The following is a 24,021-nucleotide window of genomic DNA, read 5'->3' as shown; positions in this document are numbered from 1 at the left end:
TATCGTTAATGAGCGAATTTGTCCTACAACAACAAAATGAAGCGGCACTTCAGCAGCAAAAGCCCAAGGAAATGATTCGGCGCTTGGTGTGGAAAATGTGCATAGCCACCTTAATTTTGATGGCAATAGGCAGTGCCACCCGCGTGATGAATGCTGGACTTGCTTGCCCAGACTGGCCCTTATGCTATGGCGAACTCGTGCCAGCCAAGCAAATGAATCTCCAGGTGTTCCTGGAGTGGTTTCACAGATTGGATGCAGCTTTAATTGGTGTAAGCGCGATCGCACTCTTCGGTTTGTCGTGGTGGCATCGTCGTTTCTTACCCTCTTGGCTACCTTGGGCATCCACATTCGCCCTATTTTTAATCGTCTTCCAAGGTATCTTGGGGGGACTCACCGTTACCGAACTGTTGCGGTTTGATATCGTTACCGCTCATTTAGGAACGGCGCTGTTGTTTTTTACCACCCTCCTGATTGTCGGCACAGCACTCACTCCCTATCAAGGGACTGGAACCGTTGGTAATTTACCTTGGGTAGGTTTAACTGCCGCTATTCTGGTTTACCTGCAAAGTCTGCTAGGTGCTTTGGTAGGCTCTCGCTGGGCGCTACACCAATGCCTCGGCGGTTCTCAACTTTGTACTGTGATGTACAGCCATATTGCTGGTTTGGTGCCGCCAACGGTGACAACCTTGGCAATGGTATTTATCTGTTGGCGTACACCAGCACTACATCCAGCCTTGCGGCGACTGGCAAATATGGCTGGTGCGTTGTTGAGCTTACAAATCTTGTTGGGATTCGCCACTTTCAAATTACATCTCCAAGTCGAGCCTCTGACCGTCTCTCACCAAGCTATAGGAGCTGCTTTGCTGGGTACTTTAGTGGCTTTCACAGTTCTCGCACTGCGTGACTCAGTGAGTGCTGAGTCACGGGTGCTGAGTCACGGGTAAGGAATGAGGGAGCAGGGGAGGCAGGGGAAACTCTTGTACAGACGCGATTAATCGCGTCTCTCCTAACAAACGCGATTAATCGCGTCTCTACTCCTAACTCAGCACTGATGGAAGGCGCAACGGCGAGTATTGCGACCCACGCAGGTGCAGAAAATCTGTGTTTTCGTTTGCCTGAAAGAGCCAGCTTGAGCGGGGGCTGCATATAATTTGTTGAAAAATAAGGAACCAGAGCCAAAATGATTGAGACTAATGTCTCTCGCCACCACGAAACATTTTTACAGGTAATTCAAAGTTACTACCAGCTAACGAAGCCTCGGATTATTCCGTTGCTTTTGATTACCACAGCTGGGAGTATGTGGATTGCTGCTAAGGGAGAAGTAGATCCATTGCTGTTGCTAGTAACTCTCACTGGCGGCACCTTGGCGGCTGCAAGCGCCCAGACGATTAACTGTGTCTATGACCGGGATATTGATTATGACATGGAGCGGACGCGCCATCGTCCCATGCCTTCGGGTAAGGTGCAGCCGCGCGATGCTCTAATTTTTGCGATCGCACTGGCGACGATTTCCTTTACACTCCTGACAGTATTTGCTAACCTGTTAGCCGCCCTGCTAGCCTTCTCTGGAATCGTCTTTTATATTTTGGTCTATACCCACTGGCTGAAACGCCACACCACCCAGAATATCGTTGTTGGTGGGGCCGCTGGGGCAATTCCGGCGTTAGTGGGTTGGGCTGCTGTCACGGGCACATTAAGCTGGTCAGCATGGCTGATTTTTGCGATCGTCTTTTTATGGACACCGCCCCATTTTTGGGCGTTAGCTCTGATGATTAAAGATGACTACGCAAAAGTTGGGATACCAATGTTACCTGTGATTGAAGGTACTACGGCAACCGTGAAGCAGATTTGGTACTATACCCTGCTTACCGTAGTTGCAACCGTGTTATTGGTTTATCCCTTGGGAGCAAGTGGAATTCTTTATGCTGCGATCGCCCTAATTCTGGGAGGATTATTTATTTACAAATCTTGGCGTTTGTTGCAAAATCCAGAGGATCGCACTGTAGCTAGAGAGTTGTTTCTCTATTCCATTTCCTACATGATGCTGTTGTGCCTGGGTATGGTGGTAGATAGCCTTCCCGTTACCCATCATCTAATTAGTGCAGGGATCAATCAGCTGCATCTATTAATCGGCTAATTCTTAGCTGGGGATTTCAGCCTCCAGAAATCGGGTTTGAGAAAAACCCGGTTTCTCCAAGGCGCGTAGGCGTAGCCCGCCGGAGGAAAATTTAGCCGTTAAGGGGACTGCCCTGGCAAGAAATGTTACCACCATCCACCATCGAAGAAGTCCTGGAATCTTTACTGATTTTATAGCGCCTTCCGAAGGTTGCCGTACTCGGCATCGTTTTTTTAATCCCATAGTCACACTGTGGGCATAGATATACCAAGTTCTGGATGATAAAAGTTGTCGCAACGCAGTCAGTCGAGTGATTGCATGTGTACAAAAACTGCTGACCTCTGGTAGCGATCGCATTCAGCCAAGAGTACTCAAACGCCGACCCAAGTCATATCCTCGCATGACCAAACCACGACGCGCGATCAAATTCCAGATGGCTGCATAAAAATCTTAAGTAAGTGCCATTCTATTGTAGGGTGTGTTATGCCGTAGGCTAACGCACCTTGAATCAACGATAAATACATTCCCATTGAAAGGGATCAAGGGGAATTAATGTATTTGATAGCCCGTTCTATTGGCGCTAAAACAATTGTTGAATTTGGCACTTCATTTGGAATTTCCACTATATATCTAGCTACTGCTGTGAGGGACAACGGCGGCGGCGTTGTTATTGGCACAGAAATTGTGCATGAAAAAGTTGTGCAAGCCAGAAAAAATGTTGCCGAAGCCGGACTAGAAACCTATGTCGATATTCGAGAAGGGGATGCTTTAGAAACCCTAAAAACCTTTAATAAAACAGTTGATTTAGTATTGATTGATGGCTGGACGCACTTAGCCTTGGATGTGTTAAAAATTCTAGATCCGTTGATCCGACCAGGCGGAATCGTTATCTCTGATAATGTCAAAATCTTTAAGGACTCCCTCAAAAGTTATGTTGATTTTTTACAGAATCCTGCCAATGGTTATCGGTCATCAACTTTAAATTTAAACGGCGGAACAGAATTTTCGATAAAGGTTAAGGAGGCATCATGAAAATTAAGCAGTTTCTATCAAGATGGTCAAGAACAATTCACCGATGGGTTGGCCTTTACTTTGCTATGGTCATTGCAATTTACCTAATTGAAATAATTGCCCTTCCATCTGTCTTCAGTTCTGGTTTACCTACAGTTGACGGGAAACCACCTACTCAAACTGTTGCAGAAAATACCAAATCTTTACTTTCTCTGGAACAGGCTTCGCAAGCATTAATCTCTCTGCATCCAGAGGGGATTAATACGCTAGAAGACATTGATGAAATTGCCTATCTACCAACTTTAGGCGTTTATCGATTTGAAAATCAAAAACGTTTGTTTGAATGGTATATCGATGCTCATAACGGCAAATTAGTAAAGTATGGCTTCAACTCCACCGATTTTTTAGAATATCGAGGATTGCTGGGATGGTTTGCTCCCTGGATTCACGATCTGATTGAAATGTCCTTTTTGTTTTTTATGTCAACACTGGCAGTCAGCGGTGTTTATCTGTTCATTTATCCGTTTCTAGTCAGAAAAAATTCAGAGACTAATTCAAGCCTAAAGGAAACCCTTTAAGTCGGGTAAATCATCGTTCGCTTAGATACGCATCTGTGTAAACACGAACCGCTTGAGTTCAAATGGCGCATCGTCGTAGCGTTTATTTGCAGTAGCAGGCATTGTAGTAGTGCTAGGATCTAGAACATGGGCTGCTTGTACCTATTGAGTTGTCGTTGTGGAAGACAACAACTTTATCTTAATTATTGGTATTGGGTTTGACAGCCAAACAAATCTCGCAGGCGTTGGATTTGGAAGTTGAACAGGCTCGGTAAGCTGCAAAAATAGCTTCCAAGTCAAGATACATCAACAAAAATAAACAGTATCTCTAAATATCCTAGCTATCTTCGGTTCCCACAATTTTTAATTTTTTCTATGATTTCTCTGTCTCCCATTCTTCAAGCTAGGCTCTCCCAACCCTTAAAAATTGGCTCATTTGAGGTAAAAAGCCGGGTTCTCCAGTCGCCTCTATCTGGGGTGACAGATATGGTGTTTCGCCGTCTCGTGCGTCGCTATGCCCCAGATTCGATGATGTATACCGAAATGGTGAATGCTACGGGGTTGCATTATGTCAAGCAGTTACCCAAAATCATGGAGGTAGACCCTAACGAACGCCCAATTAGCGTTCAACTATTTGATTGCCGTCCAGATTTTCTGGCAGAAGCAGCAATCAAGGCAGTTGCAGAAGGTGCTGATACTGTTGATATTAATATGGGTTGTCCGGTAAATAAAATCACTAAAAATGGTGGTGGTTCTTCGTTGTTGCGGCAACCAGAAGTAGCAGAGGCAATTGTGCGGGAAGTGGTAAAAGCTGTTGATGTCCCTGTGACAGTAAAAACCCGTATTGGCTGGAATGACAACGAAATTACTATTCTCGACTTTGCGAAGCGGATGGAAGATGCAGGGGCAAAAATGATCACAGTACATGGACGCACCCGCGCCCAAGGATACAATGGCAATGCCCGTTGGGAATGGATTGCCCGTGTAAAAGAAGTGCTTTCTATCCCAGTGATTGGGAATGGAGATATTTTCTGTGTTGAAGCAGCTGTGAAATGTTTAGAGCAAACTGGCGCTGATGGTGTGATGTGTTCCCGTGGAACTTTGGGTTATCCGTTTTTGGTGGGAGAAATTGATCACTTCCTGAAAACTGGGGAGATATTACCGCCACCAACCCCAATTGGGCGTCTGGAATGTGCAAGAGATCATTTACAAGCCTTATGGGAATATAAAGGCGATCGCGGTGTGCGTCAAGCCCGTAAGCATATGACTTGGTATGCTAAAGGTTTCGTTGGTGCTGCTGAACTTCGAGGACAGTTAAGTTTAGTTGAAAGGGTAGATCAAGGTTTGGCAATGATTGACCAAGCAATTGAAAAATTAGCTAATGGTTATGAATTAGAGGAAGAAGCACAAGGTAGTTTGGTAATGCTTTAAAAAATGAATATTATAAAAATTTTCTTTATCACTGTATGTATTGTGTATTTAACTAATTAATGTGGAGGCTTGCAATGTTAGTTTCCAAACACAATGAGATTGTATCTATTCCCGAAATCCACTCTTTAGAAGACTTCATCGCAAATCCTCCAGACGGGATGGAGTGGGTGGATGAGCAACTGATAGAAAAAACAGGGATGACATTAAAGCATAGTGAAATTGAAGTTAATCTAAGCTTTTATTGGAGAAGTTACATCAACACCAATCAACTAGGTGGCAAAGTTTACACTGAAGTACCTTGTCGCACATTTAAACAGGGTCGGCGTCCTGATGTGGCTTATCTGACGCCTGAATTGGTAGCTCAATTTGACAATGTTCCCACTTTGCCACAGAGTTTCCCACTAATTGTTGAGATAGTTTCACCCACCGATTTAGCTGAAGAATTATTTCTCAAAGCACAGGAGTATTTGCAGTCTGGTTGCGAAGAAATTTGGCTGGTATTTCCTGACAGTCGGTTAATTTTTGTAATAACTGATAATCAGGTTTTAGGATTTAAAGCTAGTGATGTGATTAGCACTCAAAAAGTATTACTGGGTTTTAGTGTAGCTGTAGACAAATTGTTGGCTTGAAAATGAATTAGAACTTACACTTCAGAGAGTCAAAAAGTTTCAATTCCCAATAGGGATTTTATTGAATTGCAATTTGTGCAAAAGAAGCTATCAACACCTGCCGCAGTAACAATTGCAACCCCAATTAACAATTATTCCCTGCTACTCTCAACCCCAAAGATGTTGCATTCGGTAATACTTAGGCAGCTATAAAAGAACTGTACGAATTTGGAATACTCCTAAAAAGGAGTTAAAAAGGATTCAGCAACTTCAGTGATTTTCCTGCACCGCTAGCGCCTGCAAACCAGTACAACTAGATTAAGTGCATGGTGCTACTTAATGTCTGATAATATACAGAAATTTGCAAAAATTGGTGATATCCTTGGTATTTCTAAGCTGGTGGAAGAGTCAATTTCTCTTGACGGAACGACAATAGAATCCAAAATCCATCATGGTGTAACTTTAGAGTTGAATGTCAAATCTACCAAAACACTAGATCCCAAGATTTGTACCCAAGCAATTATAAAAACTTTAAACGAAATTCAACCAGCCAAAATCACCACTGTGATGATTTTTGGAATATCAAATAAACAAAAATGGAGTAAATTTTTAACTCTTAAGTCTGGGAAATATGCAGAAAATACTGGTGCAGTCAAGGGAGCTATATTTGTTACACTGGCTACATTTGCTTGCATGATTTGTTGGGCTGCTTTGCATCCAGATAAAAAAGAAACTCAGCAAGAGTGTATAAAGCGCGTAGGGGATGAAATTATATCAAGGAAAAGAGCTTCTGGGGACACAGTTGTTAGGGACAGGGCGGAAATAGAAGCTTACGGAGAAGAGTTTAAGCGTAAATGTAATTTAGTTTTTTAAGGGCGATGGGCTTCATCCTCCAACATCTACTTCTGCTAAAGCATTAAAAAATTACAACTCAAAACCAGTCCCCATAAGGTGCGCGGATGGTTTAAAAGTAGCATTGCCCTGAAAGTATTGTATAGAGGAAGCGTGCAGCCATTTTTTGCCCCTTCTGATTTTGTACACCTACCCATCCGCGCATTTGGTAAGGAAATTAGTCTAATTACCGATCGCTACCACCACTAAAATAAGCGATCGCCTTATACTTACACACCTGAGTTTACCAAATCAGGGAATACCTCTTGCACAGCCGGATGCACTAAGCGATGATCCTGCACATTCACACCCTTAGCTAATGCTGGGTTAACTTCTAGTGCCAAAATTCCTAAATTTGCCAACTGCACAACATAAGGTAATGTACTGTTGTTCAGTGCCTGAGTTGCTGTCCAAGGTACTGCTCCTGGCATATTGGGAACGCCATAATGCACCACACCCTCTTCAATGTATACCGGATTTGTGTGGGATGTGGGGTGTAAAGTTTCTATGCAACCGCCTTGGTCAACAGCAACATCAACTATTACAGAACCAGGACGCATTTGTTTGACCAATTCACGGGATACTAATATTGGTGCTCTACGTCCTAAGACTAAAACTGCACCGATGAGCAAGTCGGCTTCAATGACTGCGGCTTCAATATGAGCAGAGTTGCTGTAAAGCAATTCGACTCTAGAGCCAAAGAGGGTTTCTAGGTAAGATAAGCGCTCGACACTTACATCTAAAATCTGGACGCTAGCACCCACGCCTACAGCAATTTTAGCTGCTTCTGTGCCGACAACGCCGCCACCGAGAATTACTACTTTACCTGGTTTAACTCCAGGTACACCGCCCAAAAGCACTCCTCTACCACCTTGCTGACGTTCTAGAAATCTGGCCCCAAATTGTACTGCTAGCCGACCGGCAATAACGCTCATGGGGGTGAGCAAAGGAAGTCTGTTAGCACCAGGTTGTTCTACAGTTTCGTAGGCGATCGCACAAGTGCCACAATCAATTAAATGCTCTGTCAATTTGCGATCGGCTGCTAAATGTAAATAAGTAAATAATATCTGCCCTTTCTGCAAAAATTTATACTCAGATGTCAGCGGCTCTTTGACTTTAACAACTAATTCCCGATTCCAAGCCGTTTCTGATGTGGGGACAATCTCCGCTCCAGCACTTCTGTAGTCATTATCTGAGAATCCAGCACCATTACCTGCTTGCGTCTCGACGAAGATGCTATGACCATTTTCTCGCAGCACCCGCACACTAGAAGGACTTAACCCTACCCGAAACTCTTGATCCTTATTTTCCTTGGGAACGCCGATTTCCATATACCGCCTCTGATAATTTTTTTGTTTAACTCTAGCCTGCTAATCTCAAGCTTGCTACTGATCTATTCGAGTAGCTGTATTAGAGATAGCTAATCTCTGGACTCAGTTTCTCAATTTCATCTGAGTAGCCCTAAACTCTTACCCTTGACTATTGCTCCAGTATTTATACAATATATAAAGAATAGTAACAATTTATTAAAAAAGTGATTGTATAGCTCCCTACTAGGAGGCTTTTGCTGGATTTCTCAAGTCATCAAGGCATTCAAGCACTGCAATCAGATCATAAGTTGCCGAAGTAGGGTAAAGGTTAAAGGGAAAGAACGGGTCAATTTCTTTAACCTTTAACGCTTATCCCCTACAACTGCTGTAAAGTCTAATATCAAGTCCCGTTTGGCGAAAAAAGGTTTCTTAAAAATGACACAAACACAACCAACGATTACACCTAAACTAGTGGAGCCGAAGTTTGGCTTTAACGAATATGCTGAACGCTTGAATGGTCGAGCCGCAATGATTGGCTTCGCTTTGATGCTGGTGATTGAATATGTCACCAATCAAGGGGTGCTATCATGGCTGGGTCTGAAGTAGTGCTACCAACAAGCCGAAGGTGGAAATTGTAAGCTAGTAGTTAAAAGAGTTTCAACCAGCTGGAACAAGCAGTTGGTTTTGACTTTAACAATTGAAAGCGAAGTACTTCGCCCTAGATAGTTTAATTAGACTTATTCCTAAATTATTGCCCTAGAATGTAAGCAAGAGAGGAATCGAAATATTTATTAGTGATTGAAATATCAATAGACTTGCAATTACTACAGCACAGCAGAAATCCAGCCCCCATCTTAATTAACAAGACTTGGGGCAAAGTCCCCTTGTTAAAGGTAGGCAAATTTCTGCCACTGTCTACTATTATATGCAAGGCGATTAATGAGTACACTTCCTCCCCTACTAAAGAAAATCATAATAGTGTTTGCCTTGGATGAGAAAGGCAAATTACGGGTGAGGTATTCTTGGTAAATATACACGAAAGGTGAACTGGAACCAATCAAGCTGTGATGAATGCTGTATTACCTCGTTTTTTAAAGTTAACCTACCGAAAAGAGCCACTAATCAGTGTATTGATGACGATGGGCGTTATGGATGCCCTGATTGGCGGATTGAATGATAGCTGGTCGTTGTTTGCTTTTGGTTTAGGAACAACAGGCATAGCGCTAGCCTTTAAGTTGTGGCGTTTCCAGCAGCGCCATTCTCTACCAGAGGAGCCTGTAGTGCAACATTATTTGCCCTCTCGTTCTTCTAGTCCGCCTTTACCAATGTTAAGCGTTTCTAAGAAAAAACCACCTCTTTAGGAAGTGCAGAGTTATTAGTTAATAACTCTGCAAAATTTATTGGCTAACCGTATATATAAAAGTGAGGAAAAAGAGTGAGTAGTGAGGGAAGAGGTGGGGGTAATTTTCTGCGGCCATATATTATCCTGGCATTTATGGCAGCTGTTGCCCTTCCAGTGATTACCTGGGAAGGGTTTTACATTCATCAAGCTCATGCTGCTATTGAAGTAACACCAAATTCCCAAACTACCAATAGCTTTGCTAATGCACAACTACTTTACACACTCAGAGGACATAGAGGAACTGTTAAATCCCTGGCTTTCAGCCCAGATAGCAGAATTCTTGTGAGTGGAGGTGCAGAAAATGAGGGTGTAATTCGCCTGTGGAATCCAGCAAACGGCAAAAAGTTGGCGGATATTAACAAAGCACACCAAACAGCCGTAGAATCTTTAGTAATTTCGCCAGATGGGCAAACCCTCGCTAGCTGTAGTGATGACAATACGATTAACCTCTGGAATCTAAGAAATTTAAAATTTAGTCGTTCTTTTGTTGGACACACCAGTAACGTATTATCTTTAGCGGTGTCTCCTGATAGTAAAGTTCTAATCAGTGGAGCTTTGGATGGGATTCGTCTATGGGATTTGCTACAGCAGCGCCCTTTAGGGACTCTAGTAGGCTTTGATAATTTGATTTATACCCTAGCCATTAGTCCTGATGGGCAGACTTTGGCTAGTGGTGACAATAAGGGTGTAATCAAGTTGTGGAATTTGAGTACTGGTAAATTAATTAATGAATTTGTAGCTCATTCTAATACTGTTAGCGCTGTTATCTTTACACCAGATGGAGAAACATTAGCTAGTGCAAGCCGCGATCGCACAGTCAAACTGTGGAATATTAATACTGGAGAATTAGTCCGCACCCTTACAGGACATAATAACTGGGTGAATGCGATCGCCATTAACCCCGATGGACAAACCCTTGCTAGTGCCGGCAAAGATGGGATTAAATTATGGAATTTAACTACAGGTGAGTTACTAAATACACTAAGTGGACATACAGACTGGGTGAGTGCGATCGCTTTTAGTCCAAATGGTAAAATTCTTGCCAGTGGTGGATTTGATCAACAAATCAAGATTTGGGGAACTCCACAAAAACCTAATTAATAGCGAACACCAGAACCCCGACTTATTAAAGAAGTCGGGATATGAATATTGAGCAAGCTAGTCTTGGAGAAATTGCGCCAGCTACCTATAGATAAGCAGCAAGAAGTACTTCGCTGCCAAAAAAAATCACGATTTAGGGGTGGTTAAATATCTCCGAAAACGGAGGGATGTCTGCGTCAAGTGTGGGCGCTAGACACGAAAAACAAGGGTGCAGTCGTTTTCTTTGAAGCGGAGTCACAGAACCATCTGCAAAAGATGATCGATAGATTTCCACTTGTCAAGGTTGATTACGTTGACTACCAGATATTTCCGCTCGCACCGTATCCAGCATTCGCGAAGAAGTCCTAATCCAGAAGTGTTAAATGTTAAAAGAATATTAAACTCTTAGATTTTTTTGAATCTTATGCACTGGCAAAAAAAGAACATTTTGAAGCTCATTTAAGCCTATTTCCTTCATTCAATGTCAACAATCAGACTTAAATGACTTCTGTCTATCTTAGGAACGTGGATTAAATAAAATGCAAAACTTCATCCTGTATCTAGCTTTCCTCTCCTTTATAAGGAGAGGAATTGAGGATGAGGTAAGTCAAGGACATAAATTGTATGTTATTTAATTCTTATTCCTTAGAGGATGTTTTAAAAGTCCCGAAAGGTATAATTTTGCAGTTCTGCACTGGGTTAAATGCAACGCAAAATCAAGGTTGCGCCATGTACTGAGATGCCTTGCTGTACTAACTATGAGAGCAAAAGACCCTTTTGAAACATTTTTGTAGTACATAAGTCAAATATTGTCTACATTTATCTATAAAAGTTTAAAAATTTATCAACACTTTGTGCTACGGAACACGCTACGCGATCGCCAAAATAGCCTCACTCTAGAAAAGGGAGGCTATAGAAAGAAAGGCTATTTCCCCAGTCTGTAAGGATTTCAGCCCACGCAGGTGGGCTAAAGCTTTGCCTACGTTTGTGAGATGGCCTGTAGGGCTTTTCGGAAATTGGCGATCGCGGACAGCGTGTTTTTTAGGATAAGGTATTGCAAGCATTTACCGTGTTTGCTAAAGTTTGGTCTTGCCTTTTTAGAGTTTTTATAGTATAAAATCAACCAAAACTCAGATAAAGTTTTCCCAGAACTAGCCAAAACCAATGATAGTAGCAACCAAGAGCGATGTCTAAGGGCGGGCTACGCCTACCCCAAATGTTGAAGAACTGTGAATACTTGATGAAAATACAGCCGAGCTAATATCTTATCTAGCATATTACTGTAAGTATAAACATAGGTAATTTGAAATCATCTATGCAGCTACTTGCCCTCTACAATTGGAACAATTTCTGAACTTAGACAATCTTAGAAATGGTCATCGTCAGAAAATGCACTCAGGTAAAACTTACTATTTCGTCTGAAGCAAAGGTTTGTAGCGCTTAAGCGCTACTCGAAACATCGGACAACTTGCTACTTAAATGATGTTTAATTTTCCTGATCTGCTTTTGATCCCCATTTCGATAGAATGACTAGGCAGAACCCTAAAACTCAAAATCGCTTTTGACTGCGACGCCCATGAATCAACTGAACAATGGTTTTACGATATTTCTAAGTCTGCTAGTCGAGGCGATGCCTTTTTTGCTTCTTGGGGTTTTATTCTCCAGTTTGCTGCTGTTTTTTGTTGATGAGCGCAAATTAGTAGAAAAAATGCCCAAAAATCCGCTGTTGGGTGCTTTAGTTGGCAGCATGATCGGCTTTTTATTTCCAGTGTGTGAGTGCGGGAATGTACCGGTAGCGCGGCGGTTCTTAATTCAGGGAGTACCCACACCAGTGGCAATTGGTTTTTTGCTAGCAGCACCAACAATTAACCCAGTTGTAATTTGGGCAACTTGGACAGCATTTCGAGATCAGCCAGAAATAGTCGTTTTACGAGTCGTATTTTCCCTAGCAATTGCCACAATTATCGGTTTTGTTTTCAGTTTTCAAAAGGACTTAAATCCCATAGTCCAACCTGCGATCGCTCGATATATGAAGTTTAATCCACCCGCACAGCCCCAAACCAAACGCCGTGGGAAACGTTACCAAGTACAACACCAAGAAGCGATACCAAATATCTTGCAATCCGGGACTTATATCTTAGGAGGAAAAGCAGGTGTACCTCTGCGGATAGATCCTAATTTGGTACAAGCGACTACGCCAATTTCTAATACCAATAAACCCCTTGCAGAGAAACTGCGTCTAGTGGTAGATAATAGCATCCAAGAATTCCGGGAATTGGGCGGAGTGATGATTTTAGGAAGTGCGATCGCTGCTGCTATTCAAGTGCTAGCCCCACGGGAATTAATTCTCAGTTTGGGTGCTGGGCCTATTAGCTCGATTGTGGTCATGCTGATATTAGCAGTAGTGGTGTCAATTTGTTCTACAGTCGATTCTTTCTTTGCCCTATCTTTTGCCTCAACCTTTAGCAGTGGTTCTTTATTAGCATTTCTGGTGTTTGGCCCAATGATTGATATCAAAGGCATTGGTTTGATGTTATCCATTTTTAAACCCAAAACTGTCTTTTACTTATTTGCTTTAGCGGCACAATTAACATTTGTGTTTACTCTTTTCATGAACTTGCATGTTCTTTAAAAAATTAGTCATTTGTCTTTTATTCTTTGCTAATAACCAATGCCCAATAACTAATGGCTAGCAAAAATCCCAAATCTAAAATCTCAAATCTGTTACTCCCTTGGCTGGATGCCTTAGCAATTACAGCTTGGGGCATTTTGATGTTGAGATATTGGCTAACTAACAAGCTGAATCTATTGATTCATCCAAATTACATTTGGTTAGTGGTTGTAACTGGTATCAGCTTGATCATTATTGGTTTTTTCAAGATGCAGGAACTTTGGCTGCGGCGTCGCCCTGATGTTATGCCAAACACCCAGCATATTAGTTTATTTCCCCCTGGTTGGGGCAGTTCTGTGTTATTGATTGCAGCGATTTTGGGTTTCATCTTTACACCGCAAGTTTTTGCTAGTGACAAAGCACTCCAAAGAGGTGTGACGGCTGATTTATTGGGAACTACACGCGTCAAACCCCAAGCTTTTCGGGCTACTGTTCGTCCAGAGGAGCGATCGCTTGTAGACTGGGTACGCACTGTCAATGTCTATCCAGAGCCAGATACATATACAGGACAAAAAGTCAAGGTGCAGGGATTTGTCATCCATCCGCCAGATATAGGAAAAGAATATTTGTTCTTAGCCCGATTTGTCTTAACTTGCTGTGCAGCAGATGCTTACCCTGTGGGATTACCCGTCAAACTGCCAAACAATCAAGAACCTTATTCCCCTGACACTTGGCTGGAAGTAGAAGGACAAATGGTGACAGAAAATCTGGCAGGTAAACGCCAACTTACCATTGCCGCTACCTCTCTTAAAAAGATTCCTCAACCACAGAATCCTTATAGTTATTAGTTATTTCTCCAATGCCCAATGCTTAATGCTTAACGACAAATGACTAAATCTAAAGCATTTATCGAACCACTGGATCGGATAGCGATCGGACTGATGCTACTGCTGAGTGTGCTGATTGGGTTAATAATATTGCAAGGTGACGTGGTGACTGCTCGTGTCCGGGACTTTACCTGGCAAAATCAACAAATTGGGGCAGAAGATAACTCCTTCACCCTCACGTTTAGCCGCCCAATGGAAATAAAAAGCGTAGAGGATAACTTGAAAATCGAGCCACCCCTAGCAGGTAAATTCAGTTGGGCTGGGCGGCGGATGGTTTATACACTCGTGACACCAGCCCCCTACGGCACGAATTATAAAGTGCAGTTACAGGGAGCGAAAGATAAGTTTGCAGAGGAAGAAGGCAAAAATCGGGTAATCCAGCCCTTTATTGGTAGCTTCCGCACACGCGATCGCGTCATCCTTTACATAGGAACCAATCAAGAAGAACAGGGACGATTAGTTCTTTACAACTTAACCCAAGAGCAAAAAACGATACTTACCCCCAAAGACTTGATAGTAATGGACTTTGAGTCGTTTCCAGATGGGGAGAAAATTTTATTTTCCGCTCGTGCTGCTAAGAACGAAGACTTACTTTCAGCTCAACTTTACAGAGTGACAACAGGCGTTTCTGGTAAATCTGGACAACAAGCAGAGCCAGGAGGCAAAGTTGACCTAACTTTAGATAGTAAAGATTATCAAAACCTGAAATTTGACTTATCACCTGATGGGCAAACTATTGTCATCCAGCGGGGAAACAAAACTAATCCCGGCGACTTTGGACTATGGTTTATGCCAGCAACCAGCGACGGTTCAGCAGAAAAACCCACCCCTAAACGTCTGAAAAGCCAACCGGGGGGAGACTTTATGATCACGCCAGATAGTAAAGCTGTAGCAGTTGCCCAAGGACAGGGGGCAGCAATTCTACCACTGCAAGGTGATGCCAGTAAACCCCTAGATTTTCTGCCGCAGTTTGGCTTGGTACAGGCTTTCTCCAAAGATGGCTCTCAAGCAGCGATGGTAAAGTTTAATACAGATTACACACGAGATTTGTTTTTAGTGACAAACCAAGGTGTGCAGAAACAACTATTAAAAACAACAGGCTCAATTCTCAACTGCCAATTTGACATCGCCTCACCCACCCTCTACTGCTTGCTGACACAGTTAGTATCCAAGGAACAATACATAGAACAGCCTTATGTGGTGGCAATTGATCTGAAAACCGGGCAACAGAAACCACTGCTAGTACTGCCTCCCGATCAACGGAATGTGCAAATGAGTTTATCTGCCGACGGTTTGGGCTTGTTATTTGACCAAGTAGTACCGCAGACAAACTCAACAACATCATTACCTACAAACACTTTGAAAACTGATGATGGAGATGTTATTGCTACCAGTAGCCTGTGGTTAATGCCTCTGTTACCCATCGCTGATGCTGCGACTGTGGAAATTAGACCAGAACAACTCCCCTTAGCTGGATTTCATCCCCGATGGCTACCTTGACCGAGTAATTCGTAATTCGTAATTAGTTTTGGTAGGGTGGATTACGCTAAAGGCTAACGCACCGCTTTACTTAACTTTTAGTATTCGATGGTAGTGGTGGGTTACGGCTAGCGCCTAACCCACCTTACAAAAAACCTTGAGGTATAGAAAGTAGATTTTGTATGGCTTTCACCTTAAGAGACCATTTATAAAGTAAATCAAAAGTTAGGGTGTGTTACGGCTTTAGCCTAACGCACCATGTTATAAGGGGTGCGTTAGGCGTGAGAGTCATATTTTTCGTGACAAATCATCTCGAAAAATCGCTTAAAACACTACAGTAATTTTATTTTTACTTTACTTTATAGATAACCTCTAAGTTGACACGTATGATCATTGCTGTGTCCCAACAATGTATGTGGTTAAAATAAATAAAAAATGCTGTAATTACGAATTATGAATTACAAATTAGGAATTATTTGTTGATAATTTGTCCAAGCTTCCCAAAAAATATAAATTGATAGTATTCCTAAGAAAATCCGAAGCACTAAACTTACAGTGGAATCTGGTAGTTTTGGCAATGTGCGAGTACTCATTTGAACGCCTAAAAGACCACCGCATCCCAAAACTATACCTTGAACAAACAGAATATTTCCCTCTAATGCGTGTCCTGTGCAGGCAGCTAATGCAGTGATGACAATCACACCCAAACTAGTTTGAATTGCTACTTTAATTTCTTCTTTTAGTAGTAAGATTTGTAGTGGCACCATAATCGTACCGCCACCTAAGCCAAATAAACCTGCTAAAATTCCTGCTGCTCCCCCAGTACCAATTTTAGAAATTAATGGGTTAAATACTGGTGGTGTATTCTCTATCTCCTTGAAAGCCAGTTGTTTACGAAGCTCAATCAAATAGATATTAGCAAGTAGTATAATGCCAAATGTAAAGAGTATTACATAGGATGGGATTTGATTGGCGAAATATACACCGATTCCAGTACTTAGAAAAGCTGGAATTCCTAAATAAATTACTCGTTTAAAGTCAAAGTAGCCCATCCACCAATTCTGTAAACTTCCAGAAATTGAAGTAATTACAATAGCAAGGCTACTAGTAGCGATCGCCTGAACGGGAGTATAACCTAGTGTGACTAAAAGAGGAATTGTGATAATACCGCCACCTATTCCTAAAAGCCCAGCTATGACTCCAGATATTAGACCTCCAGTCACCAAAATCAACCAACTATAATCAATCATAAATAGGTCTTTTTCTAGAGAACTGATTTGGTGTGATTAACCTCGTACTGTTACCGGATGGCTAACAACGCCTCCATAGAGCAATCCAGAATCATTCCACGGAACTGTACTTGGTTGTATGTTACCTAAATTGTCAGTAGCACGAGCTTGGAGAAAATATTCCCCAGGAGTTGGGTTCCATTCAATGTCCCACCGTGTCCATGCAAATGGAAAATTTGGTTCTCTTAGTCGTGCAAATTGCCAAGTTCTACCGCCATCTAGGCTGACTTCCACACGGACAATTTTTCCTTTCCCAGACCAAGAACGTCCACGTAATAAGTGAGTTCGAGCCGAAAGCGTAGCTGGCCAAGCCAACTCAAAAGCGCTCTTAACATTTTGATAGGTAATCAGCTTACCTTTATACGGAGCGATCGCTGGGTAGTCTGCACCAACCAGCACCATTTGCTCCGTCACCCACTGGGTATATAACGGTGTTTGGGAAACCTCAATCCGCTCAATCCATTTAACGTTGGCGTTTCCTCCCCAACCAGGGAATAAGGCACGGCATGGCTGACCATGATCTGGAGGTAATGGTTCTCCGTTCATTGCATAGACAAGAAGCGAGTTATCTGCTAATGCTTTGGCAATTGGAACTACATTGTTGAACTTGGATTTATTCGTCCCCTTTGAGTCCAGCGAATCCACATCTGCACCCTCAACGAGTACGTCTTTTGCTGTGGATTTCAAGCCAGCTCGCTCTAATAACATGCCAAGTGGTACACCAGTCCACTCAGCCACACCAATAGCTCCAAGCCTCCATCGTGTTCCAGGGAGTGGTGTGTTGTAAGCCTCTTCAAAGAAACGCCGACCATTAGCAGCACACTCAATAGCGCAAGTGACTGAGATGGATGGCATGGCGATGATTTCATCGTAAGTAAACTCACAGGGGGCAGAAACGCCAGTTCCATGAATTTGCAAACGCCATGTAGATGGGTCAAACGGGGGAGGTGTACTGCGGTTATGAACATAGAACCAATCATTTGGTACTAAATAACCACGCCCATACATCGCTTCCCAGTTCATCTCTAATGTGCCTTTGCTATGAGAGATATACCCTGGTGGCAATGGCTTAAGTATTTTACTGCCCTTGGTTTTAATAGCTGCCTGACTGTGAGCAGGCGCAGGTTTAGCTAACCCCCCGATGGCTGTTGCACCAACCATAGTGGCTAGTATTTGCAGAAAGCGCTGGCGCGAAATACCTGCATCTGTACTTTTTTGCCACATGCACTGCTCAACCCGTGCCTGTAGATACTCCTCCTGGTCAAAGAGGTTTTCATCGCTCAAGCTATTACCCCCTTGTAATTATTTGTAATTTTCAGTGGGTAGGGGCACGGCATTGCCGTGCCCCTACAAGCTGCCATATATCTTTTGGCGAGAAAAAGGGGCGAGATTAGCTGTCTATCGCTGTCCAAACACCAGTGATTTCATCTTGTGTGTAGTTGGGCAAATAGTGAGCCAATCCGTTTTTAGCAATTTGAGCGATCGCATCAATAAAGCGATCGCAATCTTCTAATGTATTATATACAGCAAAGCTGGCTCGGATAATACTAGGAATGTTGCGCGTGATTCCTCTGTCTACTTCCTGAGCAATTTCGTAGTCTTGCTCATCTGAAATATTCTTAAGTTTGCGAATATATTCATAAGTGCAGAAAGCCCCAGCCCGAACCCCAATGCCGTATTCTTGTGCCAGAATCTCTGCCACTAAGCGTCCATCAAACCCATCAATATCAAAGGGAATAACATGGGCTAAATTATCTCCTGGAATATGTACTTTCACCCCAGGAATCAGCCCAAGCCGTGTATATGTAAATTCAACTAAAGAGTGTTCATACTGAGCAATGCGATCACGCCCAAGGCCTTCGATAATTTGAATCGCCTTGGCAATGGCGATCGCACCCATTGCGTTTGGTGTTCCAGGGTCATGGGCCCCTTCTGTGTAAAAACGCTTGATTTCTAAATTTCTGGTGATATAAGGCAGGTTCCCACCGCCGATTTGATAAGGGTAAGAGCTATCAAAAAATTCTTTCGGCCCCAGCAAAACCCCAGTTCCATAAGGTGCATACATTTTGTGTCCAGAAAAAGCCACAAAATCTAAATGACATGGGTCCTCATCAGCACGCATATCTACTCGTTCATGCTGAATCAACTGACACACGTCGGCAAAAATCTTAGCACCATATCGATGTGCTAAAGCTGCAATTTCGTAAATCGGGGGTCTGTAACCTGTAATTGTCGAAGCACCTGTAATAGTCACTAACTTAATTTGTTCGGCTTTAGGGAGATTTTGGTGTGCCTTGAAGATATCTTCAATTTCTGTGACACTTACACTTCCATCCGGCTGCGTTCTGTACTGCACAACTTCGTCTCTAGTAACCCAAGGCAGCAGGTTTGATGAATGCTCAATATCAGAAACTAAGATTTTCCCAGGTTTTTTTGCCCAAAGTGTGGCGGCTCCATTAATTGCTTCTGTTGTATTCTTCGCAAAGATTACATAGTTGTCTAAAGATGACCCCACAAAGTCCCGAATGACGTTCCTGCTGGCGTCATATTCTCGTGTAGTGATGATGGACTTTTGCCCAGAACCTCGATGCACGCTGCCATAGGTGTCAAGCATCTCGTCCACATGCTGCTTAAGGGTTGCAAAGGGAGTGGTTGTAGCTCCATTGTCCAAGTTGACGTACTTGACATAGTTTCCCTTAAGAGTCTTCACTCTAAAAGATAGAGACTCATCTGTGAATAACGGTTTAATTTCTTTGTTCCAAAAACTGTCACAATTTTCTGCAACTAGCAGTAATTGGGCAGCTTCTTGCTTTATATTTGTACCCATTGCAACTATATCGGTCATCTTTAGCACCCTATTTTAAACTTTTAATTTTTGGACAAACCTAACTGCCACACTGCTTTCTCTAACGCAACAATCAGATTAGTTAGCAGTAATTATGGTCTTTAAAATTACTTTGTTACTACTAGAAAACTCGGTTATTCCAATTATTCTTTAATAAACTAATTAAAAAGTATATCCGTATTAATATTGAAATAAATTATTTTATTTGTAATTTAATATACTTTGTATTTAATATTTACAAGTAATTAAGTATACTTTAAAGAATTTTCTTCTAGTCATTAAACAAACTTGACGTATTGAAAGCAAGTTGATAGAAAAGCCTCTGACTAACTAAGCCTGAAATTGCTTACTAGGACTGCATTTACCTAGAAAAAAGCCCGTACTAAATTGAGATTATTCTTTAAAAAAATTTTATTATTTTACTTAGATAAATTATTACTTACAAAAAGTTTTTGTAAGTATTTTTTCTTACAGAGCATAATTTCCTAACATTGCAGTTCTGGCAGAAGCTCTTAGTTGTTTGCTGACACTAAATAGCGATCGCCCAAGATTATAGAATTAGCTTGAATAACAGATACTTGTACTGACATCGCTCCTAAGTAATAAATAAGTCAATATAAAAATATATTGAAGGAGATATTTACAATATATATCTTAAGAAAGATGCTATTACAGAAAATAAAGTATATATAGTTTTTTCATGTAGAAAAACTTCATCAGCCAATACAGTTTAGTTTTTAAGGTGGACGCGGTTTAGTGCGTTAAAACAGACTTTAGTTATGATCTGCGGAACTTTAATTCTGGGCGGTTTATGTCTAGAAGGAAATAGCCAGGCTGGCGGCCCCAGTTTCCCTTCCGCCTGCTTCTTGACCTGAAAAGGACAAAGGGAATTGTCCCTCCATCTTCAAGACAAGGGCGGTAACTAAAGAGAGTTTTAGAGCAAGCACGCTCATCTTAGTGATGAACGTGGACTGTAATCAGGTGGGGACACAAGATTACTCCCCAAGTCGTCTCCCTGTCTCCTTGTCCCCCCATCCTCTTCTTGACGGACGAGAGCATCATAGTGTTATAACGGCATCAGTCTAGATACAAAATGGGAAACACCAATTGATGATTAATTGCTGGTGGCTGGAGAGAGTTAAACTTAGCTTCTAGAGCAACCCTGATTAGACACAGTTGATAAGCAATGCTAATGCCAGCACTGCTGAATATTTTTAAGCAGGTGGGTCAAGAGTGATGAATGAAGCTGACACCTCAAACAAGGCGGCTGTGATGGAATCCTTAAATTCTGCTAATTCGCCACAATCGGAGCAGGCGAGTTGTCCCTTTTACTCAGTTGTGCCTAATGACAATATGGCAGTTAAAAAACTGCCACTCCTCATGGCAGCTGAAGATACACAATTTTCAAAAGATACTACCCAGCAGGACTGGGTTGCAGAGCCTGAAAGCGGCAAGCAAGCACTTATTGACTCCGAGTTTCAGAACCTGCTGGCATTGAACGAAGAATTGCGTACAGCTAACAATAACTTGTATGAACAAGTGGAGCAGCTAAAAGACAACCTAGCTGAGTCAGAAAAGGTTTTGCAGTGGCAGAAAACGCGTTCTAGCGTTACTGAGTCGATGCTCAACCAACATACTCAAGAATTGGCCGCAGCTCAAGAACAGATAAAGTCCCTATTTCAACAATTAGAAACTGCTGTACAAACTGTTCAACGCCAGGAAATTTTTATTGATACTCATAAAGCACAGCTACAAATTAGTCAACAACGTCTTGCCCAGTTAGAGCGAGAATGTACGTTGTTACACACTAACAACAGCGAACAGTCTCAGCAGCTATTGCAATCAGAAAATACTTGTCGGGAGTTACGTACTAGACTGATGCGACAACAACGCCAGACCCTGCAATTTAAAGCAGCTCTAGAAAAATGTTTAGATACATCAGTTCCTAGTTATGACTCCTTAGAGGATACTGCAAAACATCCCAAAGACATAACTAGCGGACAAGGAAGATTTTCTCGAAAAGCTCGGTCTTTGTTTCCTAACGCCCAGCCAATTCAACCTTGGTCAGCAGAACCAGAATCCTTGACTGAGAATCTAGATAATTCTTGGGGCGAACCGTCAGCACCAATCCCATTCCAAAGAAATGAACCGACTCCGACACCATCTTCTTGGAACTGGTCAGTTAAGCAAAATACTCCAACACCAGCAGAAACCGGCCCCTCTCCAAAAATTGATGATTCCCCAGATACACCAGAAGCTGTTTCAACTTCGGGTTCATCAAATTTAGATCAGCAATTAGATAGTCTGATTCAAATGTTTTTCACCTCCCAGCCTGCATCTGCATCACCACCACCTACTGCGAAAACGGATGTGGATAGTAATCAGGGTGATGCACCGATCTGGGAGACTTTAGCAACAATCTTAGAAGACGATGAAGAACTAGAAAATCCACAAAAGGAGCAGTTGGAAGCAGAAATTAATCCCCCTGCAACTACCTCCACTTCTGGGATGACAGATTCTGTGGTTTCACCAGCCAATAACTTACTGGTTTCCTCTACTCAACCTCATACTGAGACGCCTGCTCGAGAAACTGAAGACTACTGGTTAGAAGTTTCACAATTGACGCAGTTGGAATTGTCGGCAACTGATTTGTCCCCAGATTTATCAGGTGATAACACCAATGATACCAATTCGCCCTCACCGGTAGTTTATCCCCAGCGTCCACCTAAGGGGCGTAAGTCATTGGCATCTGTGGAACTACCAAATTTTCACCCCAAGAGTCAATAGTTAGGAGTAGAGACGCGATTAATCGCGTTTGTATAGGAATTAGGAGTACAGACGCAATTAATCGCATCTGTACAGGAGTTAGGAGTCAAATGATTAATGCCCAATGCCTAATAACTAATTCAGAATCCTTGCTTCTGACTTCGGAATTATGGCTTCTGGGCTAATTTTGGCTACCTGACTGGGCGATCGCGGTTTGCCTGTAGCGATCGCATAATTAATCGTCAACAGCCACAACCACAATCCCGGATTCCGAGGTTCCAGCCAAAAACCTACCCGATTCAAGAAGCGCCCGAACCACGGACTCAGCAAAGCACTAACCAGGGCATGACGACCGAAGTTAAAATAACTACCAAGCCATCTGAGCAAATCCCTTGGGCCAGCAAGTTCCCAGATCCATAAAAGCAAGGCAGGATTTGTCCTCGCTGCTTTGAGTGCTAGGCGGTTAAAGGTTAACCAATCACACCTATCTTTAATGAAATTATCTGCCACCTCTAAAGGTTCGTCTGCTAACAGCCCAAAAAAGGTATTGAGCATGGAGTTGATCCGTTGGGGTGGTAAAAATTTCCCTGTGGGCACCATCATCCCTTTGGAAAATAGCCAAGTCACTGAAACGTTGCTTTGATAAGCGCGAATTTGGTTCAAGTGTCGGAAACTCAACAAGTCATGTTTGAGAGCAGTATCCAACAGCGTTGTTAAGCGCTCTAAGTTGCGAACTAGAGAACCAAAACCGGTGAAGACCAGGGGAGACTGGAGTGATGCCGCATCACCGATCGCAATCAATCGATCAAAGGCAACTTTGCGATCGCTACTCCCTACACTAAAATGTCCCGGTATATACCCAAATGTCGGCTTCTTCCACACCAACTTGTCCATATCGCACCTGCGATACTCTGGCAAAATCGTGAAAAAGTCCTCGTACATCTCCAGCAAGGAACCGGGATTTTCAGCATTGACTTCATGGTAATGAAATAAATAAATCGTCAGTTCATCCCCTGCTCCAGGAAATAATTCCCAAATCAGCTGCCTTCCCCGCGAAATATCCCCATGACTATAAAGAACGTCTCCATATTGGGAATCCCACACCCCCGGCTCAAATCCGCTCTCAATTGCCGCTCCCACTGTCGGACATACACTATCAAAAGCCCGACCACCATTTAATTGCCAAGCGATGGGGGAAGCAGTTCCCATTGCATCTATTAACAGTCGTCCACTTACTTGCTTCTCAATCTGACTGGGTAAGTGCTTGACTTGCAGAATCACTTGTGATATATCAATATCTGCGCGGATAAATTCTGTTTCATCCCAGATTTCACCACCTGCCGCTTGCAGTTTTTGCCCACACATTTGGAGCCATTTTTCGGAATCTAAGCCTAAATTTAGGACTGTGGGTGTGTGAAGAACAGGTGATCGCAGTTTGGATGGATTATTAGCATCAAAAAACTTATTGAATCCATCTTTGTATTCCCTGGCAATGATGGTTTCTAACTCAGCGGGGGTGACTAAACCCAGGTTAACTAAGCTTTGAATCTCATCGCGAGAAATATTCCATTCTCGGTTCATCCGCCCAAAGGGCATTCGTTCCACCAACAGGACTTTATATCCCAGTTTTGCCATCAGTGCTGCATGGATGGCGCCTAGTGCGCCACCGATGTAGATGATGTCGTAGTGGGCATTGGTTATTTCCCCGCTGCTCCCCTGCTCCCCTGCTCCCCTGCTC

The 24,021-nt window shown here is 42.6% G+C and carries 22 protein-coding genes; 16 read left to right on the top strand and 6 right to left on the bottom strand.

The annotated features are described in order from the left end of the window. Positions 1 to 8: 8 nt before the first annotated feature. From Q0541_RS05065 to Q0541_RS05030, 8 genes are all read left to right on the top strand, one after another. Positions 9 to 944, top strand: coding sequence for a heme A synthase (locus Q0541_RS05065; protein WP_298906459.1), 936 nt, complete (start codon positions 9 to 11; stop codon positions 942 to 944). A 236-nt stretch (positions 945 to 1,180) separates the two neighbouring features. Then, complete coding sequence (locus Q0541_RS05060; protein WP_298906457.1) at positions 1,181 to 2,137, top strand: heme o synthase; 957 nt, start codon at positions 1,181 to 1,183, stop codon at positions 2,135 to 2,137. A 289-nt stretch (positions 2,138 to 2,426) separates the two neighbouring features. Beyond that, complete coding sequence (locus Q0541_RS05055; protein ID WP_298906454.1) at positions 2,427 to 2,561, top strand: hypothetical protein; 135 nt, start codon at positions 2,427 to 2,429, stop codon at positions 2,559 to 2,561. 62 nt (positions 2,562 to 2,623) lie between these two features. Further along, positions 2,624 to 3,148, top strand: coding sequence for a class I SAM-dependent methyltransferase (locus Q0541_RS05050; protein WP_366941814.1), 525 nt, complete (start codon positions 2,624 to 2,626; stop codon positions 3,146 to 3,148). Continuing rightward, a complete protein-coding gene (locus Q0541_RS05045) occupies positions 3,145 to 3,705 on the top strand; it encodes a PepSY domain-containing protein (protein ID WP_298906451.1) in 561 nt (186 codons plus the stop codon). Before Q0541_RS05050 ends, Q0541_RS05045 begins: the two co-directional genes overlap by 4 nt. A 354-nt stretch (positions 3,706 to 4,059) precedes the next feature. Continuing rightward, positions 4,060 to 5,115 (top strand): tRNA dihydrouridine synthase DusB, encoded by a 1,056-nt coding sequence (gene dusB, locus Q0541_RS05040; RefSeq protein WP_298906448.1) that lies wholly within the window; start codon positions 4,060 to 4,062, stop codon positions 5,113 to 5,115. Positions 5,116 to 5,189: 74 nt separating this feature from the next. After that, positions 5,190 to 5,744, top strand: coding sequence for a Uma2 family endonuclease (locus Q0541_RS05035; protein ID WP_298906445.1), 555 nt, complete (start codon positions 5,190 to 5,192; stop codon positions 5,742 to 5,744). Positions 5,745 to 6,062: 318 nt separating this feature from the next. After that, positions 6,063 to 6,596 carry a hypothetical protein gene (locus Q0541_RS05030; RefSeq protein ID WP_298906442.1) on the top strand — a complete coding sequence of 178 codons (534 nt, stop codon included), beginning with the start codon at positions 6,063 to 6,065 and terminating at the stop codon, positions 6,594 to 6,596. A 248-nt stretch (positions 6,597 to 6,844) separates the two neighbouring features. Here the strand turns inward: Q0541_RS05030 and ald are convergent, their stop codons facing one another. After that, entirely contained in the window at positions 6,845 to 7,945 is a 1,101-nt protein-coding gene (ald, locus tag Q0541_RS05025) for an alanine dehydrogenase (protein WP_298906439.1), read from the bottom strand. Positions 7,946 to 8,359: 414 nt separating this feature from the next. Between ald and Q0541_RS05020 the strand changes: the two genes are divergently transcribed. The 4 genes from Q0541_RS05020 (at position 8,360) to Q0541_RS34315 (ending at position 10,775) form a co-directional block, all read left to right on the top strand. Then, positions 8,360 to 8,530: a chlorophyll a/b-binding protein gene (locus tag Q0541_RS05020; RefSeq protein ID WP_273762065.1), complete on the top strand. Its 171-nt coding sequence runs from the start codon at positions 8,360 to 8,362 to the stop codon at positions 8,528 to 8,530. A gap of 461 nt (positions 8,531 to 8,991) precedes the next feature. Then, the gene (locus tag Q0541_RS05015) at positions 8,992 to 9,285 is read left to right on the top strand and encodes a hypothetical protein (protein ID WP_298906423.1); all 294 of its coding nucleotides are present in this window, start codon (positions 8,992 to 8,994) and stop codon (positions 9,283 to 9,285) included. A 74-nt stretch (positions 9,286 to 9,359) separates the two neighbouring features. After that, a complete protein-coding gene (locus tag Q0541_RS05010; protein ID WP_298906420.1) occupies positions 9,360 to 10,427 on the top strand; it encodes a WD40 repeat domain-containing protein in 1,068 nt (355 codons plus the stop codon). 147 nt (positions 10,428 to 10,574) lie between these two features. Next, the gene (locus Q0541_RS34315) at positions 10,575 to 10,775 is read left to right on the top strand and encodes a muconolactone Delta-isomerase family protein (protein WP_366941813.1); all 201 of its coding nucleotides are present in this window, start codon (positions 10,575 to 10,577) and stop codon (positions 10,773 to 10,775) included. A gap of 527 nt (positions 10,776 to 11,302) precedes the next feature. On the opposite strand, the gene Q0541_RS05005 is transcribed toward Q0541_RS34315, so the two are convergent. Next, positions 11,303 to 11,470, bottom strand: a complete 168-nt coding sequence (locus tag Q0541_RS05005; RefSeq protein ID WP_298906417.1) for a hypothetical protein — start codon at positions 11,468 to 11,470, stop codon at positions 11,303 to 11,305. A 512-nt stretch (positions 11,471 to 11,982) separates the two neighbouring features. Between Q0541_RS05005 and Q0541_RS05000 the strand changes: the two genes are divergently transcribed. The 3 genes from Q0541_RS05000 to Q0541_RS04990 are packed head-to-tail and all read left to right on the top strand — an operon-like array spanning position 11,983 to position 15,404. Continuing rightward, complete coding sequence (locus Q0541_RS05000; RefSeq protein WP_298906414.1) at positions 11,983 to 13,038, top strand: permease; 1,056 nt, start codon at positions 11,983 to 11,985, stop codon at positions 13,036 to 13,038. A 53-nt stretch (positions 13,039 to 13,091) separates the two neighbouring features. Beyond that, on the top strand, positions 13,092 to 13,865 hold the full coding sequence (locus tag Q0541_RS04995; protein WP_298906411.1) for a TIGR03943 family protein: 774 nt from the start codon (positions 13,092 to 13,094) through the stop codon (positions 13,863 to 13,865). Positions 13,866 to 13,904: 39 nt separating this feature from the next. Next, positions 13,905 to 15,404, top strand: a complete 1,500-nt coding sequence (locus tag Q0541_RS04990) for an Ig-like domain-containing protein (RefSeq protein ID WP_298906408.1) — start codon at positions 13,905 to 13,907, stop codon at positions 15,402 to 15,404. Positions 15,405 to 15,841: 437 nt separating this feature from the next. On the opposite strand, the gene Q0541_RS04985 is transcribed toward Q0541_RS04990, so the two are convergent. The 3 genes from Q0541_RS04985 to Q0541_RS04975 all read right to left on the bottom strand — a co-directional run bounded on the left by Q0541_RS04985 (position 15,842) and on the right by Q0541_RS04975 (position 19,517). Then, positions 15,842 to 16,633 carry a sulfite exporter TauE/SafE family protein gene (locus Q0541_RS04985; protein ID WP_298906405.1) on the bottom strand — a complete coding sequence of 264 codons (792 nt, stop codon included), beginning with the start codon at positions 16,631 to 16,633 and terminating at the stop codon, positions 15,842 to 15,844. Between the two features lie 36 nt (positions 16,634 to 16,669). After that, positions 16,670 to 17,956, bottom strand: coding sequence for a sulfite oxidase (locus Q0541_RS04980; protein WP_298906402.1), 1,287 nt, complete (start codon positions 17,954 to 17,956; stop codon positions 16,670 to 16,672). A gap of 106 nt (positions 17,957 to 18,062) precedes the next feature. Beyond that, the gene (locus Q0541_RS04975; RefSeq protein ID WP_298906399.1) at positions 18,063 to 19,517 is read right to left on the bottom strand and encodes an aminotransferase class V-fold PLP-dependent enzyme; all 1,455 of its coding nucleotides are present in this window, start codon (positions 19,515 to 19,517) and stop codon (positions 18,063 to 18,065) included. A 1,236-nt stretch (positions 19,518 to 20,753) separates the two neighbouring features. Between Q0541_RS04975 and Q0541_RS04970 the strand changes: the two genes are divergently transcribed. Continuing rightward, on the top strand, positions 20,754 to 22,304 hold the full coding sequence (locus tag Q0541_RS04970; RefSeq protein ID WP_298906396.1) for a hypothetical protein: 1,551 nt from the start codon (positions 20,754 to 20,756) through the stop codon (positions 22,302 to 22,304). A gap of 114 nt (positions 22,305 to 22,418) precedes the next feature. On the opposite strand, the gene Q0541_RS04965 is transcribed toward Q0541_RS04970, so the two are convergent. Further along, the coding region (locus tag Q0541_RS04965; RefSeq protein ID WP_298906393.1) for a flavin-dependent dehydrogenase at positions 22,419 to 24,021 on the bottom strand (1,603 nt) is incomplete at its 5' end.

The sequence above is a fragment of the uncultured Nostoc sp. genome (assembly GCF_937863485.1).
Lineage (GTDB): Bacteria > Cyanobacteriota > Cyanobacteriia > Cyanobacteriales > Nostocaceae > Nostoc.
Note: the sequence above shows the minus strand (reverse complement) of the source record. Positions and strands in the feature narration are given on the sequence as shown.